At 64.6% G+C, this 14,587-nt stretch carries 16 protein-coding genes, 1 other RNA gene and 2 pseudogenes; 9 read left to right on the top strand and 10 right to left on the bottom strand.

Annotated features, from left to right (window positions below; translation table 11 throughout):
* Window positions 1–15 precede the first annotated feature (15 nt).
* The 5 genes from potA (at window position 16) to Q0C12_RS06255 (ending at window position 4,920) form a co-directional block, all read left to right on the top strand.
* Window positions 16–1,161, top strand: a complete 1,146-nt coding sequence (potA, locus tag Q0C12_RS06275; RefSeq protein WP_290887732.1) for a polyamine ABC transporter ATP-binding protein — start codon at window positions 16–18, stop codon at window positions 1,159–1,161.
* 29 nt (window positions 1,162–1,190) lie between these two features.
* The gene (locus tag Q0C12_RS06270; RefSeq protein ID WP_290887792.1) at window positions 1,191–2,075 is read left to right on the top strand and encodes an ABC transporter permease subunit; all 885 of its coding nucleotides are present in this window, start codon (window positions 1,191–1,193) and stop codon (window positions 2,073–2,075) included.
* Window positions 2,072–2,914, top strand: coding sequence for an ABC transporter permease subunit (locus Q0C12_RS06265; RefSeq protein WP_290887729.1), 843 nt, complete (start codon window positions 2,072–2,074; stop codon window positions 2,912–2,914). Before Q0C12_RS06270 ends, Q0C12_RS06265 begins: the two co-directional genes overlap by 4 nt.
* A 4-nt stretch (window positions 2,915–2,918) precedes the next feature.
* Window positions 2,919–4,277 (top strand): NAD-dependent succinate-semialdehyde dehydrogenase, encoded by a 1,359-nt coding sequence (locus Q0C12_RS06260; RefSeq protein WP_290887727.1) that lies wholly within the window; start codon window positions 2,919–2,921, stop codon window positions 4,275–4,277.
* An 88-nt stretch (window positions 4,278–4,365) separates the two neighbouring features.
* Entirely contained in the window at window positions 4,366–4,920 is a 555-nt protein-coding gene (locus Q0C12_RS06255) for a hypothetical protein (protein ID WP_290887724.1), read from the top strand.
* 164 nt (window positions 4,921–5,084) lie between these two features.
* On the opposite strand, the gene Q0C12_RS06250 is transcribed toward Q0C12_RS06255, so the two are convergent.
* Together Q0C12_RS06250 and Q0C12_RS06245 are read right to left on the bottom strand one after the other, a co-directional pair.
* On the bottom strand, window positions 5,085–5,429 hold the full coding sequence (locus Q0C12_RS06250) for a hypothetical protein (RefSeq protein ID WP_290887721.1): 345 nt from the start codon (window positions 5,427–5,429) through the stop codon (window positions 5,085–5,087).
* Between the two features lie 49 nt (window positions 5,430–5,478).
* Entirely contained in the window at window positions 5,479–5,775 is a 297-nt protein-coding gene (locus Q0C12_RS06245; protein WP_290887718.1) for a DUF4258 domain-containing protein, read from the bottom strand.
* A 421-nt stretch (window positions 5,776–6,196) separates the two neighbouring features.
* Here Q0C12_RS06245 and Q0C12_RS06240 point away from each other — a divergent pair.
* Window positions 6,197–6,787, top strand: a pseudogene (locus tag Q0C12_RS06240) (IS3 family transposase); the annotation flags it as partial.
* A 142-nt stretch (window positions 6,788–6,929) separates the two neighbouring features.
* On the opposite strand, the gene Q0C12_RS06235 reads toward Q0C12_RS06240, so the two are convergent.
* The 6 genes from Q0C12_RS06235 to smpB all read right to left on the bottom strand — a co-directional run bounded on the left by Q0C12_RS06235 (window position 6,930) and on the right by smpB (window position 12,182).
* Complete coding sequence (locus tag Q0C12_RS06235; RefSeq protein WP_290887715.1) at window positions 6,930–7,847, bottom strand: hypothetical protein; 918 nt, start codon at window positions 7,845–7,847, stop codon at window positions 6,930–6,932.
* 119 nt (window positions 7,848–7,966) lie between these two features.
* Window positions 7,967–9,123 (bottom strand): IS3 family transposase gene (locus Q0C12_RS06230; protein WP_290887712.1). Its coding sequence is split into 2 segments (ribosomal slippage): window positions 7,967–8,874 and window positions 8,874–9,123, totalling 1,158 coding nucleotides; the frame shifts between segments, so codons are not numbered across the junction.
* The gene (locus tag Q0C12_RS06225; protein WP_290887710.1) at window positions 9,078–9,779 is read right to left on the bottom strand and encodes a hypothetical protein; all 702 of its coding nucleotides are present in this window, start codon (window positions 9,777–9,779) and stop codon (window positions 9,078–9,080) included. Before Q0C12_RS06225 ends, Q0C12_RS06230 begins: the two co-directional genes overlap by 46 nt.
* Entirely contained in the window at window positions 9,776–11,002 is a 1,227-nt protein-coding gene (locus tag Q0C12_RS06220; RefSeq protein ID WP_290887707.1) for an integrase arm-type DNA-binding domain-containing protein, read from the bottom strand. Before Q0C12_RS06220 ends, Q0C12_RS06225 begins: the two co-directional genes overlap by 4 nt.
* A 169-nt stretch (window positions 11,003–11,171) precedes the next feature.
* Window positions 11,172–11,523: a transfer-messenger RNA gene (gene ssrA, locus Q0C12_RS06215) on the bottom strand.
* Window positions 11,524–11,669: 146 nt separating this feature from the next.
* Window positions 11,670–12,182, bottom strand: coding sequence for an SsrA-binding protein SmpB (smpB, locus tag Q0C12_RS06210; protein ID WP_290887704.1), 513 nt, complete (start codon window positions 12,180–12,182; stop codon window positions 11,670–11,672).
* A 69-nt stretch (window positions 12,183–12,251) separates the two neighbouring features.
* On the opposite strand from smpB, the gene Q0C12_RS06205 reads away from it, so the two are divergent.
* Together Q0C12_RS06205 and Q0C12_RS06200 are read left to right on the top strand one after the other, a co-directional pair.
* Window positions 12,252–12,677, top strand: a complete 426-nt coding sequence (locus tag Q0C12_RS06205) for a type II toxin-antitoxin system RatA family toxin (protein WP_290887701.1) — start codon at window positions 12,252–12,254, stop codon at window positions 12,675–12,677.
* Between the two features lie 2 nt (window positions 12,678–12,679).
* Complete coding sequence (locus Q0C12_RS06200) at window positions 12,680–12,970, top strand: RnfH family protein (protein WP_290887698.1); 291 nt, start codon at window positions 12,680–12,682, stop codon at window positions 12,968–12,970.
* A gap of 50 nt (window positions 12,971–13,020) precedes the next feature.
* Here the strand turns inward: Q0C12_RS06200 and bamE are convergent, their stop codons facing one another.
* Window positions 13,021–13,437 carry an outer membrane protein assembly factor BamE gene (gene bamE / locus Q0C12_RS06195; RefSeq protein WP_290887695.1) on the bottom strand — a complete coding sequence of 139 codons (417 nt, stop codon included), beginning with the start codon at window positions 13,435–13,437 and terminating at the stop codon, window positions 13,021–13,023.
* 102 nt (window positions 13,438–13,539) lie between these two features.
* Here bamE and fur point away from each other — a divergent pair, with 102 nt between their 5' ends.
* Complete coding sequence (gene fur / locus Q0C12_RS06190; protein WP_034211001.1) at window positions 13,540–13,947, top strand: ferric iron uptake transcriptional regulator; 408 nt, start codon at window positions 13,540–13,542, stop codon at window positions 13,945–13,947.
* A 5-nt stretch (window positions 13,948–13,952) separates the two neighbouring features.
* Here the strand turns inward: fur and Q0C12_RS06185 are convergent.
* Window positions 13,953–14,587, bottom strand: a pseudogene (locus tag Q0C12_RS06185) (DNA repair protein RecN); the annotation flags it as partial.

The following is a 14,587-nucleotide window of genomic DNA, read 5'->3' as shown; positions in this document are numbered from 1 at the left end:
TTCGGAAGACCACGCATGGCAGCAGTACCCAACGGCGGTACCCCCGGGGCGCCGAGGCTTGAAAAGCTCGGCGCCGACGACTACCTCCGGATCGAGACGGTGCGCAAGGAGTTCGACGGCTTCGTCGCCGTCGACGACGTCAGCCTGACCATCCGGCAGGGCGAGATCTTCGCCCTGCTGGGGGCCTCCGGCTGCGGCAAGTCCACCCTGCTGCGGGTGCTGGCCGGCTTCGAGAAGCCGACCCGGGGCCGGGTGGTGCTGGACGGCCAGGACATCACCGACCTGCCGCCGTACGAGCGGCCGATCAACATGATGTTCCAGTCCTACGCGCTGTTCCCGCACATGAGCGTCGAGCAGAACATCGCCTTCGGGCTCAAGCAGGACGGCATGGCCAAGGCCGACATCGCCCGCCGCGTTGAGGAGATGCTGGCGCTGGTGCAGATGGAGAAGTTCGCGCGGCGCAAGCCGCACCAGCTCTCCGGCGGCCAGCAGCAGCGCGTGGCGCTGGCGCGCTCGCTGGCCAAGAGCCCGAAGCTGCTGCTGCTCGACGAGCCGATGGGCGCGCTGGACAAGAAGCTGCGCTCGCAGATGCAGCTCGAGCTGGTCAACATCGTCGAGCGCCTGGGCGTCACCTGCGTGATGGTGACCCACGACCAGGAAGAGGCCATGACGATGGCCCACCGCATCGCCATCATGGACGCCGGCTGGATCCGCCAGCTGGGCACGCCCGACGAGATCTACGAGCAGCCCAGCTGCCGCTTCACCGCCGAGTTCATCGGCTCGGTGAACCTGATCGAGGGCAAGATCAAGGACGACGAGAAGGATTTCATCACCATCGCCAGCCCGGCGCTGCAGCACCTGGCCTACGTCGGCCACGGCGTCACCGGCTTCGAGGGCCAGGACGTGGCGCTGGCGCTGCGCCCCGAGAAGGTCCAGGTCAGCAGCGAGGAGCCGGCGCAGCCGCACAACAAGGTGCACGGCATCATCGAGGAGATCGCCTACTTCGGCAGCCACTCGGTCTTCCACGTGCGCCTGCCCGGGGGCACCAAGATCCTGGCCAACATGATCAACAGCCAGCGCTGGGCCAGCGAGAAGTTCACCTGGAACGATGCCGTGTGGCTGAGCTGGGACGACCAGGCCGGCGTGGTGCTGACCTCGTGAGCAAGTTCCTGCGCTCGATCAGCAAGCGCATGCCCGGTCCGCGCTGGCTGGTGATCGCGGTGCCTTACCTGTGGATGCTGCTGTTCTTTGCCATCCCGTTCGCGATCGCGCTGAAGATCAGCTTCGCCAGCGCCGCCATCGCCATGCCGCCCTACACCGACCTGTTCAGTTGGGCGGGTGACAAGCTGCAGGTCACGCTGAACGCCGGCAACTATCTGTACCTGGTGCGCGACAGCCTTTACGTCAACGCCTACCTGAGCTCGCTGAAGATCGCGGTCATCTCCACCTTCCTGTGCCTGCTGGTGGGCTACCCGATCGCCTATGCCATCGCGCGGATGTCGCCGGCCAACCGCAACATCGCCCTGATGTTGGTGATCCTGCCGTCCTGGACCTCGTTCCTGATCCGCATCTATGCCTGGGTCGGCATCCTCAAGAACAACGGCCTGCTCAACAACTTCCTGATGAACCTGGGGCTGATCGACCAGCCGCTTCAGATACTGCACACGCCGGTGGCGGTGTACATCGGCATCGTCTATGCCTACCTGCCGTTCATGGTGCTGCCGCTGTACGCCAACCTGGTCAAGCACGATTACCGGCTGATCGAGGCGGCCAACGACCTGGGCGCCCGGCCCTGGAAGTCCTTCCTCACGGTCACGCTGCCGCTGTCGAAGGCGGGCATCATCGCCGGCGCCATGCTGGTGCTGATCCCGGTGGTGGGTGAGTTCGTGATCCCGGAGATGCTGGGCGGCGCCGACACGCTGATGATCGGACGGGTGCTGTGGCAGGAGTTCTTCAACAACCGCGACTGGCCGGTGGCCTCGGCGGTGGCGATCGTGATGCTGGTGCTGCTGATCGTGCCCATCACCATCTTCCACCGCTACCAGTCCAAGGAACTGGAGTCGCGCCTGTCATGAACCAGGGCAAGAACTCCAGGTTCACGCTGGCGATGCTGGTGCTGGGCTTCGTCTTCCTCTATGCGCCCATCCTCAGCCTGATCGTCTATTCGTTCAACGAGTCGCGGCTGGTCACCGTGTGGTCGGGCTTCTCGGTGAAGTGGTACGTCGAGCTGTTCCGCGACCAGCAGATGATGGATGCGGCCTGGGTCAGCGTGCAGGTCGCGTTCTGGACCGCCTGCGCCTCGGTGGTGCTGGGCACGCTGGCGGCGATGGTCATGACCCGCTTCCGCGACTTCCCCGGCAAGACGATCTTCGGCGGCCTTATCACGGCGCCGCTGGTGATGCCCGAGGTGATCACCGGCCTGTCGATCCTGCTGCTGTTCGTGTCGATCGGGCCCATCATCGGCATCGGCGAGCAGCGCGGCATGCTCACCATCTGGATCGCCCACGTCACCTTCTGCATGGCCTTCGTCACCGTGGTCATTTCCTCGCGGCTGGGCGAGCTGGACCGCTCGCTGGAGGAGGCGGCGATGGACCTGGGCGCGAACCGCATCAAGGTCTTCTTCGTGATCACGCTGCCGATCATCGCGCCGGCGCTGATTTCGGGCTGGCTGCTGGCATTCACGCTGTCGCTGGACGACCTGGTGATCGCCAGCTTCGTATCGGGGCCGTCCTCGACCACGCTGCCGATGAAGGTGTTCTCCTCGGTGCGGCTGGGCGTGAGCCCGAAGATCAATGCACTGGCGTCGCTGATGATCCTCGCGGTCACGGTGGCGGCGGTGATCGGCTGGTGGGTGATGACCCGCGAGGACAAGAAACGCCAGCGCGACATGCAGCTGGCCCTGCAGAAGGGATGAGGCCATGAGCGTCGAGAACCGCGACCCCTGGACCGGCGAGGTTCGCCGGCACGCCAAGCAGTCGGCCGCGGAAATGGAGCGCGTGCTGGCCGCGGCGGACAAGGCCTTCCCGGGCTGGGCGCGGCTGGGCGTGGCGCGCCGCGGCGAGGGCCTGCGCAAGGTGGCCGCCGTCATGCGCACCCACCGGGAGGCCATCGCCACCGTGATGACGGCCGAGATGGGCAAGCTGCGGCGCGAGGCGCTCACCGAGATCGAGAAGTCGGCGGCCGCTTGCGACTACTACGCCGACCACGCCGCCCGCTACCTGGAAGACACCTCGGTACGCACCGAGGCCAAGCGCAGCTTCGTCGTTTACGAACCGATCGGCCCGGTGCTGGCGGTGATGCCCTGGAACTTCCCGGTCTGGCAGGTGTTCCGCTTCCTGGCGCCCTGCCTGATGGCGGGCAACGTGGCCCTGCTCAAGCACGCCACCAACGTTCCGCAGTGCGCCGACATGATCAAGGCCGTGCTGGACGACGCCGGCATTCCCCAGGGGGTCTTCGGCGTGCTGCACATCGACAACGACCAGGCGGCCGGGGTGATCGGCGACCCGCGGGTGAAGGCCGTCAGCCTGACCGGCAGCGAGCGGGCCGGGCGCTCGGTGGCGGCCACCGCCGGCCAGCACCTCAAGAAGTGCGTGCTCGAGCTCGGCGGCAGCGATCCCTTCGTGGTGCTGGCCGACGCCGATCTCGACAAGGCGGTGCCGGCCGCGGTGCAGTCACGCTTCGGCAACGCGGGGCAGACCTGCATCGCGGCCAAGCGATTCATCGTGGTCGAGGCGATCGCCGACGAGTTCGTGCGCCGCTTCACCGAGGCCAGCGCGAAGCTCGCGGTGGGCGACCCGAACGACGACGCCACCGGCCTGGCGCCGATGGCCCGCGCCGACCTGCGCGACGAATTGCACAAGCAGGTCGAGGCGAGCCTGGCCGCCGGTGCCCGGGCCGCGCTCGGCTGCTCCCCGGGGGCCGGGGACACGCACTACCCGGCCTCCATCCTCGACCAGGTCCGGCCCGGCATGCCGGCCTACGACCAGGAGCTGTTCGGCCCGGTGGCCAGCATCCTGCGGGCCAGGGACGAGGCCGAGGCGATCGCGATGGCCAACGACACCGCCTTCGGCCTGGGCGCCAGCGTCTGGACCCAGGACCGCGACCGCGGCGAGGCGGTGGCCCGGAAAATCGTTGCCGGCGCCTGCTTCGTCAACGCCATCGTCCGCAGCGACGTGCGGCTGCCCTTCGGCGGCACCAAGGCCTCGGGCTTCGGCCGCGAGCTGGCCGAGCACGGCATGCACGAGTTCACCAACATCAAGACCGTGTACGTGGACTGACCCCGTCGCGCCGGCGTGAAAACCGGCTAGACTCCCGGCACCGGCTTGGTTCGTTGGGGGCGACCTGCCAATTCACCGGAGTAGGGGCTTGGACAAGAATTCGACGCGGCGTTCGGCCGCACTCATCCTGGTGCTGGCGCTGTGCGCCGGTGCCGGCCAGGCGCAGTCGCCGGCGCGGTCCCCCGAGGACCTGGCCCGGGTGCAGGCGCAGCTGCAGGAGGCCGCCACCGCCGTGGCCGCCGCCAAGGCGGCCCTGGCCCGCGGCAAGGAACAGCTCGCCGCCGCCCGCGCCAACCTCGACGCCGCCGAGCAGGCCCGCGACGAGGCCGAGCAAAAGCTGGCCCGCACCGAAGCCGCCGCCGCCCGTGGCCGCCTCACCCGCAACCAGGTCGACCGCGACCGCAAGCTGGCCGAGTCCGCTTCGGCTGCCGTCAATGCCGTCCGCGGCGAGATCCAGGCCGCCGAGGCCGACATCACCGCCAGCCAGGAAACCCTGATGGCCGCCAAGGCCGCGGTGGATGCCGCCAGCGCCAGTGCCGCCGCCTACCTGGGCGACGCGCCGGCGGGCGAGGGCGACGCCGCCGCCAGCGCCGGCCCGTCTGCGGATGCCGGGCCGTCCGCCGAGGCTTCGCCCGCGGACTGACGTTCCGCCGGAGGCACAAACGACAACGCCGCCCTAGGGCGGCGTTGTCGTGTTTGGTGGAGGTGGGGGCCCTCAAAAAGCCGTCCCAGAGGCCCGTACTGCGCGGGTTTCAGCCGGGTGCAGCTAGCGCGTACCCCCAAAAGTACCCCTGCCACCATTGCGAATCAGCAGGCGACCCGCTTCTTGTCTTCAGCCTGGGCCTTGTCCGGCTGCGCACTCGGTTGTTCGCGTACGAGCATCTCCGCAGCGATCGACTTAAACTCGGCTTCGCTGAAACGCTGAAGCACGCGCCGAATCAGCGGCTGATAGCCGAGCCCCTCGCGTTTGGCAATCACCTTGAGGTCTTCAATCAAGCTCTTTGGCAGCCTGATCGAAATCATGTGCATAGCCAGCGCATCATCCACTTCACGGGATTTTTCGGCACCCAGGACCACGGCATGCTCTTCGCTGTTTCCCAGTTCGCCGCTCTCCCAGAGGCACTTTTCCTCTTGAACGATTTTCGGCGTCATTGTCATCTTCCTCTCCGGGGTGGACACACAAACATGGTGGAACTTTCGATCACTTCTTCTTAGCGCGAATGCGCTCATACAGTCGATCCGAACCATCCGTTGGCTCGTACGCAGACTTGATCTCGAAGTGTTCGTCGCGCTCAACGAAAATTACCTTCAAAAGCCGTCCGCGATCGGTGGGCGCGCAGAACCAGATCGTCGGCGGATCGGTCCGGTGATCCAGTCGGTTGTCTGTAAGTAGGGGGCCTTCTCGGTTCATGAAGGCCTGCAAAACCTCTTCACGCGTAACTTGGTGCCGCGATTGCAGCTTCTCCAGTACGCGGGAACTGATCTTGAAGTCCTTCATCGATTTTTGCTGGCGGCTCGTCGAGAGGTCAGAGATTGTATATACACCATACGGGGCGGGGCAATACAACCGGCCGATGAACGGGGCTAGGGGCCGATGAACGTTCAGGTAGGAGCGTCGCAGCCGTCCCCGAGATTCTTGGGATGTACCGTCCAGCTTGGTCTCAGCCCCTGAGCCGCGAGCCCGTATCCTGCGGTTGTGCGCCGCATAGACCTCTCCCGTCTCCTCATGGACCCCCAAGTCCATGGCCGCACCCTCGAGCGTCTGGCCGACGGGCTGCGCCAGAAGCTGTGCCGGCCGTCGGGCGGGGAGGGCGGACGGGCGGGGAGGGCGGGCTGGCCGAGCCGCTGGCCGCGGTAGAGGCGACGCAGCAGCAGCTGGGCCATGCGGAAGCGTTGGCGAGGCAGCTGGCTGGCACCGCCGGGCCGAAGTTGGCTACGGCAGCAAGCCCCGCCATCGCGGTCGCCCGATCGGACTCGTCGATAACGTGCTCGATCGCGACTTCGCACCGGAAGCGCCAAACCGCGTCTGGGTGACGTACATCACCTACATCCGGACCTACGGAGGGTGGCTGTTCCTGGCCGCCGTCATGGACCTGTACTCGCGCCAGATCGTCGGCTGGGCAACGCAGTCGACAATGACCGCCGACCTGGTCCTGCAGGCGCTGGTTGCCGCGGTGTGGAAGCGCAAGCGGCCGACCGGACTGATGATCCACTCCGACCAGGGCAGCCAGTTCACCAGCAGCGACTGGCAGTCGTTCCTGAGAACGCATCGGATGGTTCCCAGCATGAGCCGTCGAGAAAACTGCCACGACAACTCGGTTGCCGAGAGCTTCTTCAGCGTGCTCAAGAAGGAACGGATCAAGCGGCGGATCTAACGGACCCGGGAGGCGGCACGATCCGACGTATTCGACTACATCGAAATTTTCTCCAACCCAGTTCGCCGGAATGGTTCTGCTGGCGACCTGTCCCCTGCGCCGTTTGAACGGCGCTATGCGCTGAGCGACCTCTGAGTGTCTACAGAAGGCTGGGCGGTCCAGTCGCCGGTCAACTGTCCACCAAATGCTGGGAACTCGAGTTCACTTGCTAAGCTGCCTCTTAACGAGCACCAGCAGACGCAAATTCTACTGTTCGCTCTGCGCGCTAGGGGAGAGCCTACGTCCCGGGCAATGCGACTACAGTGTCCGACCCACTCTGACGAAACTCCTCGCACAGAACGGAGGCAGCTGCGGTCCATGCGATACAACAAATCGCGAGATCCATAGATGAACTGAAGTTCTGGTATGGCATTAATGCGCTGGACAATGCAGTGAAGTAGAACATAAGGCTAACATCAGGCGCTGCAGTTCTTTTGCCGAAGCTCTCGTTCCGGATGTATGTTTTCAGCGAAATCGAGCCACAACAGTCCCCACTCGAACTGTGGGGACTGTGCACAAGATGTAAATGCACTTTCGCTTGACCGCCTACGAAAATAGCTGCCACTTCGGTCTCACTCTCCGGAGAGTAAGTCACGTAGCCGCGTTCAAATCGTTGTGCCACAAAGGATGTGCGCAGGAACTCGCGCACTGGTATGCGGCCCTGATATGCATGCAGGGGATTGTCGTGAAGTTTGTCTATCTCGAAGCGCAACAGCCTGAGCTCTTGCTGTCTTGCCTGATCCAATGCCGCCATGAAATCCACGTACATCGCTAGCTGGACTGAGTTTGACCTCTCCAGCATCATTGCGAATCTCTGCTCCGGAATCGAGAGGTGGATCAGATGTCGCCGATTCGGGTCTGATGTCAGGTCTGATACATGTCCGAACTTGCGAGATCGCTGCTCAATGCGGTCTCGCAAGAAGCTGGAAACATACTGGTAACTCCCATCATCGCAAAAGAGAATTTCGGCAGCATCGGGCGATGAAATGGTTTCAAGCATCAGCGCCTCGGCGATTTTCTTGTGTTCAGCATACTCGGCAGGCGTCGCATGAGACTTCAGCCACGCCTCCTTTACCAAGGAGGCCACTAGCCCTCTATGCTCTAGCTCTATAGCTGTCCTGTTCGCAGCGCGAACAAGTAACGAAAGTGTGTCCACGTTGAGTCCTATTGAATCGCAGCACCGTTGTGCTCGACAGCCTCACAAGTGGCCTCTGCTTTGCAGTCGGTCCTATGCGGGGTCAATTGCTCATCTGCCATTTGTATGTACCCAGGGTTCTACCCCGTTTCCGCGGACGGTTTGATTAAGGCCTGAAACTCCCGGTCACGCCGGGCAACTCTACGACGCATTCGCGGATTGTGGAACCGCTCCAGGTAGTCGAACAGATCGGCCCGCGCCTCGTCACGGGTCCGATAGTGGGTGCGGTACACGCGCTCCCGCTTGAGCACCCCGAAGAACCCTTCGCACGCCGCGTTGTCGCCGCAGTGGCCGACCGCGCTCATGCTGCAAACCAGGGCGTTGCCGCCCAGGAACTTCTGGTACGTGCCGCTGATGAACTGACCGCCACGATCCGAATGCAGGATCACTTCGTTCTCGCCTTCCCGCTGCCACACCGCCGCCTGGATCGCGCGCACCACCATGTGCCGGTCCTGGCGATGGTGCATCGACCAGCCCATCACCCGCTTGCAGTAAAGATCCAGCACGACGCACAGGAACAGCTTGCCCTCGTCCGTCAGGATCTCGGAGATGTCCGTGACCCATTTGGTCTCGGGCTCGAAGGCATCGAAGTCACGCTCGAGAAGATTCTCGACGCCGACCGGACGCGTGCCGGGCTTCTGGCCAAACCGCCGCTTTTTACGCTGCGGCCAGCCCTGAATCCCGTTGGCCGCCATCAGCCGGGCGACCCGGTTGAGGCTGGCAGTTTCGCCCTCGTCGCCCAGGTCTTCGTGGGTGCGCGGCGCGCCGAGAACGCCCTTGCTGTCCTCATGCATCTCACGGATACGCACCAGCAGACGCGCGTTGTCCTGCGCCCGCGGTCCGGGCTTGCGCCCGGACCAGGCGTAGAAGCCGCTGGTCGATACTTCCAGGCAACGGCACATCAGTCCCACGGGAAACTCGCTGCGGCAATACTCAATCACTGCGTACCGTTCGGTGATTGCTTCGCGAAGTACGCCGCCGCGCTTTTTAGGAAATCACGCTCCTTGGTCACCCGCGCCAGCTCGCGCTTGGTGCGGGCGAGCTCCTCATCGCGCGGGGTTCCGCCGCCCGGGAAGGCTTGGGTTCCGCCGGCGTCGGCTTCCCGCACCCAGCGGGTCAGCAGGGCCGGTTGGACCCCGACCTCCAGGGCGATCTTCCGGCAGCTCGACTTCGACCGGCGGACCAGTTCGACTAGCTCGTGCTTGTATTCAGGGCTGTAGCGCTTGCGCTTGGACATGGACACTCCTTTGACCCAGTATGGATCTTAGTGAAAGTGTCCGCAGAATCGGGGTAGAACCACCGGAAGGTGTCCCTAGCGAGGCGCTTTCGCTTTGTGAATGAGTGCTTGTCTTCTTCGAGGTAGACGCAATGCTCTTGGATCAGTCCGATGGCTGATATGAGCTCTTGGCGATACTTTGGCCAATGAGCTACGAAGACGACATTTCTTATCAATCCCCACCTGGCGTGCTGGAACGGTAGGGCAGTTGCGAGTGTAGTGAGCTCCGTTAGAGCCATTGGTGGAAAGTTAATTAGCCTTTCCTTTAATGAGGCTGCTGCGTATACGCAGGCTTCCCCGTCCGCGAGATCTTTTTCTTCCGATAGTAAGCGGGCAACAATCTTGCAGTCTTCCCGAACTGCGTCGATATCCCGATTGGCCTTCTTAACTCCAACAATCTTGCGCAGTGCGTCCTCCGTTACGAGATATGTTTCGTAGTGGGCGTATACCATCTCTATGAGCGGTCTCGCTTCGACGTCGTGGGCAAACCTTCGGGCTGCTTTTAGTATTTTCCTTAGCTCAAGCTGCGTGAGTGGCCTTCCACCTATGCCATCCAGTGGGCGTGAATGAATCGTTCTTGGTCTTCCGCTGCCCCGAACGCCAGGAAGTCGCTTCATGGGACTCGATTTCCTTGGCTGATCAGCTTCAAGGACTCTAGATGGTCGCTCCATTCCTGCATCATCCGTGTTCGTTCCGGTAAAAACTTTGCACGGTTGTATGCAGCGCGAACCTTGTTTCCAGGCGTATGAGCAAGCTGTGCCTCAATAGCGTCGGCGTTGTAGCCTTTCTCATTAAGCATAGTGCTGGCGATGCTCCTGAAGCCGTGCCATGTCATGGTGTCTCCGTCGTATCCCATTCGGCGCAGGGCAGCTGTAATTGCGTTCTCGCTCATTGGTTTCCCGTCGCTGCGGGCTCCAGGGAAAACATAGCGTCCGCCGCCAGTTAGCGCTTTGACGTCCTGCAGAACCGCCACGGCCTGCCGGCTGAGTGGGACAATGTGTGATCGGTTCATATCCGCTTTCGCGGCTTTTCCCAACTTCATCCGCGCGGCGGGAATGACCCACTGCTTGCCTTCGAGATCGAACTCTGTCCATTCGGCAGCGCGAAGTTCGCCTGGCCGGACAAAGACCAGAGGCGCGAGCTTGAACGCACACCGGACGACATGAGTTCCCTTGTAGTTATCGATCGAGCAGAGCAGGGCGCCAACTTCAGAGGGCTTGACCACGGCTGCCATTGGGCGGGCAATGGGAGTCTTGAGTGCCCCGGAGCCCAGATCTCGCGCCGGATTGCGGGACGCACTGCCGGTATCGATGGCATAGGCAAAGACCTGGCCGATCACAGTCTTGATCCGGTGGGCGCTTTCAATGGCCCCACGAGCCTCTACGCGTCGGAGCACCTGCAGAATCTCAGGCGCCTCAATCTCGGTGATCCGGCGCGAGCCCAAATAGGGGAGGACATCGCGGTCGAGCCGGCTTCTTACCGTGGCTTTATGTCCGGCCGTCCAAGCTTCCGTTTGCCGCCAGATCCATTCCTCCGCCACGGCGGCGAAGGTCCCGGCACCGCTGGCCTCAGCCTTTGCCTCACGCCGCTGGGCATTTGGATCGACGCCTCGGGCGATCAGCTGGCGGGCCTCGTCCCTCAGTTCCCGGGCTCGCTTGAGAGAGACGTCGGGATACCCGCCCAAGGCGAGGAGTTTTTCCTTGCCGCCAATCCGATATTTGAGGCGCCAGAGCTTCGATCCGCCCGGATTGACCAAGAGGTAGAGGCCACGCTCGTCGGCGAGCTTTTGCGGCTTGAGATCGGCCCGAGCGGTGCGGACGCGGGTTTCATGGAGGGGCATCGTCTGTTGGCTCCGTACCCCCAGATTGGAGGCCGTACCCCCAACGCCACCCCCAGCGACCGCGGGATCGCAAGAGATCGGATGGGACGCCCTGGGAACCCTAAAAACAAAAAAACCCCACGTTTTCAGTGGGGTTAGATGCGGGCTGGTACCCGGTGGAACCTTGAAATGGTGGAGGTGGGGGGAGTTGAACCCCCGTCCGAGAGCACGCCATCTCCGGCACTACATGCTTAGCTCGTTGTTGGTTCTCGTACGACGGCAACACAACGTGCGAGGCACACCGTCGTCCACACCCGCTAAGTTCACTACCGGTTGGCGGGTCGCCGCCGGCAGCTGTTCCGTGATAATGACCCTACATCCACGAGCACGGGCACAAGTGGGTTCGGGGCTTACGCCTTAAGCGGCGAGAGCGTAGTTGTCGTCGTTGGCAACTAAAGTTTGCTGCTGGATTAACGAGGAAAGCGGCCCCCTCGGCATGCACCAGTCGACTTTGCAACCCCCGTCGAAGCCAGGACACCCCCGGAAACGTTGGAGACACGCAGTACAACCGACGGGCCCAGTATGGGGCCGCAGGGCAGGGCTCACAAGCGGCGCGGAGTTGCGGTGTTCAGGCAAGAGTGATCTCCCCTCTCCCCAGCCCTCTCCCCAAGGGGAGAGGGGGAAACGCCTAGGCGTCCTTGTTGTGCTTGCGCATCGTGCGCTGTTTCTCGCGCTGCCAGTCGCGGTCCTTGCTGGCCTGGCGCTTGTCGTGCGCCTGCTTGCCCTTCGCCAAGGCGAGCTCGAGCTTGACCTTGTTGCCCTTCCAGTAAACCGCGGTCGGGATGAGGGTGTAGCCCTCGCGCTCGACGTAGCCCACCAGCTTGTCGATCTCGTGCCGGTGCAGCAGCAGCTTGCGGGTGCGGCGGTCGTCGGCGATGACGTGGGTGGACGCCTGGCTGAGCGGGGTGATCTGCGAGCCGAACAGGAAAATCTCGCCGCCCTTCACGATCGCGTAGGCGTCGCCCATGTTCATGCGGCCCGCGCGGATGGACTTGAGTTCCCAGCCCTGCAGGGCGATGCCGGCCTCGTAGCGGTCCTCGAGGTGGTAGTCGTGGCGCGCGCTGCGGTTGAGGGCGATCGTCTTGGGCGCGCCCGCCTTGTCCTTGCCGCTTCCGGTATTCTTGGCGTTGTTCTTCGACATGTTCCTTCCTTGGCGGGCATTGTCGCCCATTGCGGGCCGGCTGGGGGAGGGCAGAGCATCCGAGGCCCGATGACGAGCATCCACCGACACGCCCTGGTCCGCCATTCGGCCCTGCGCATGTACACCCTGGTCAACGACGTGGCCAGCTACCCCAAGCGCTTCGCCTGGTGCGAGGGCTCCGAGGTCATCGAGGCCAGCGACGCCCACATGCTGGCCCGGCTGGACCTCACCGTCGCCGGCCTGCGCACCAGTTTCACCACCCGCAACACGCTCGAGCCGCCCACGCGCATCGAGCTGCAGCTGGTAGAGGGGCCCTTCCGCAAGTTCACCGGCCTCTGGCAGTTCCACAGCCTGGCCGAGGACGCCTGCAAGGTCTCGCTGACCCTGGACTTCGACGTCGCCGGCGCGGTGCTGGGCACCGCCCTGGCCATCGGCTTCCAGGGCCTGGCCGACAAGATGGTGGACGACTTCTGCCGCGAGGCGGACCGGGCCTGAGCATGGCCGGCGAACTCCGCGTCGAAGTCGCCTACGCCCTGCCCGAGCGCTGCTGGCGCGTGGCCGTGGTGCTGCCAGCCGGCGCGCGCGTGGCCGATGCGGTGGCAGCGGCCGACCTGCCAGGCAAGGTGCCGGGTTTGGTGGTGGAGCCAGACATGCTGGCGATCTTCGGCCGCACGGCCACGCCCGATTCGGCGCTGCACGACGGCGACCGCGTAGAGGTGCTGCGGCCATTGCGAGCCGACCCGAAGCAGGCCCGGCGCGAGCGCGCGAAGACCGGCGGCAAGAACTGAAACGCCCCGGTCGCGAGGCCGGGGCGTTTCGGGCGAAACCTTCGGGACGATCAGTTGGCCGGCGGCGGCGTCTGCTGCGGACGCGGCTGGCGCGGCTTGTCCTTGTCGCGGGCGAGGTTACCGAAGCGGCGCATCTCGGCGGCGAGGGCCTGGTCGGCCTCCGGGAAATACTCGCCTTCCCAGCGCGTTAGCGAATTGCCGTCGAACCACAGGGTGAGGTTCTTGATCTCGGTGTCGCCGCGGCGACGGCGCTCGGTGGCGACATAGTCCCAGCGGTTCTGGTGGAACGGATCGGCGACCGGCGGCGAGCCGAGCAGGCTGAACACCTGCTGGCGGGTCATGCCGGCCTGCAGCTGTTCGACGTTCTTCGATTCGAGCAGGTTGCCCTGGAACACGGGCTGGCGGTAGATGAGTGCACAGCCGGTGAAGAACAGGGTGAAGACGAGGAGCGTCAGGGCCTTGCGCATTGCGTGCTGATCCGGAACGGTGACGGGCCGATGATACACTAAGCCCCGCGGCTGCCAGCCGGCCGCGTCGCATGCCGCGACGGACAGCATTCAGGAGATCCCATGGAATCGACGGACCTGCGCAAGGCCGGCCTCAAGGTCACGCACCCCCGGATCCGCATCCTCGACGTGCTGGAGACCTCCAGCCCCCGGCACCTGACGGCCGAGGACATCTACCGCCAGCTGCTCGAGAACGGCGACGACATCGGCCTGGCCACCGTCTACCGCGTGCTCACCCAGTTCGAGGCCGCCGGCCTGGTGCTCAAGCACAACTTCGAGGGCGGCCAGGCCGTCTACGAGCTCGACCGCGGCCAGCACCACGACCACATGGTCGACGTCGACACCGGCAAGATCATCGAGTTCACCAGCCCCGAGATCGAGCGCCTGCAGCACGAAATCGCCGCCAAGCACGGCTACGTCATCGAAGAGCACGCCCTCGTGCTCTACGTCCGCGCGAAGAAGAAAAAGTAACCGCGCTAGCCCTGCTGGGCGCGGGTGAGCATCTGGCGGGCGTTGGCGCGAACTTCCTTGGTGATCTCGACGCCGCCCAGCATGCGGGCCAGTTCCTCGATGCGGGCCTTGTCGTCCAGCGGCACGACCGCGCTGTGGGTGCTGTCGCCGGCCACGGCCTTGCTGACCTGGAAGTGATGGTGGCCCTGGGCCGCGACCTGCGGCAGGTGGGTCACGCACAGCACCTGGCGCTCGGCGCCCAGCGCGCGCAGCTTCTGGCCCACGACCTCGGCCACGGCGCCGCCGATGCCGGTGTCCACTTCGTCGAAGACCATGGTCGGCACCGCGTCCAGGCCCAGGGCCGCGACCTCGATGGCCAGGCTGATGCGAGCCAGTTCGCCTCCGGACGCGACCTTGCGCAGGGCGCGCGGGGGCTGCCCGGGGTTGGCCGAGACCAGGAACTCACAGCGCTCGGCACCCTGCGGGCTGGGGCGCGGGTGGTCCAGCGGCTCCAGCCGCACGCTGAAGACGCCGCCGCCCATGCCCAGCTCGGACATCAGGGCGGCCACGCTGTCGCCCAGGCGCTGGCCGGCGGCCTCGCGGTCGCGGGTGAGGGCCGCGGCGGCGGCCTGCCAGGCGCGGGCCGCCGCGGCCAGCTCGC

The sequence above is a fragment of the Arenimonas sp. genome, from assembly GCF_022842045.1.
Classification (GTDB): Bacteria; Pseudomonadota; Gammaproteobacteria; order Xanthomonadales; family Xanthomonadaceae; genus Arenimonas.
The sequence above is the reverse complement of the archived record's forward strand: the minus strand, read 5'-3'. Positions and strand labels throughout refer to the sequence as shown.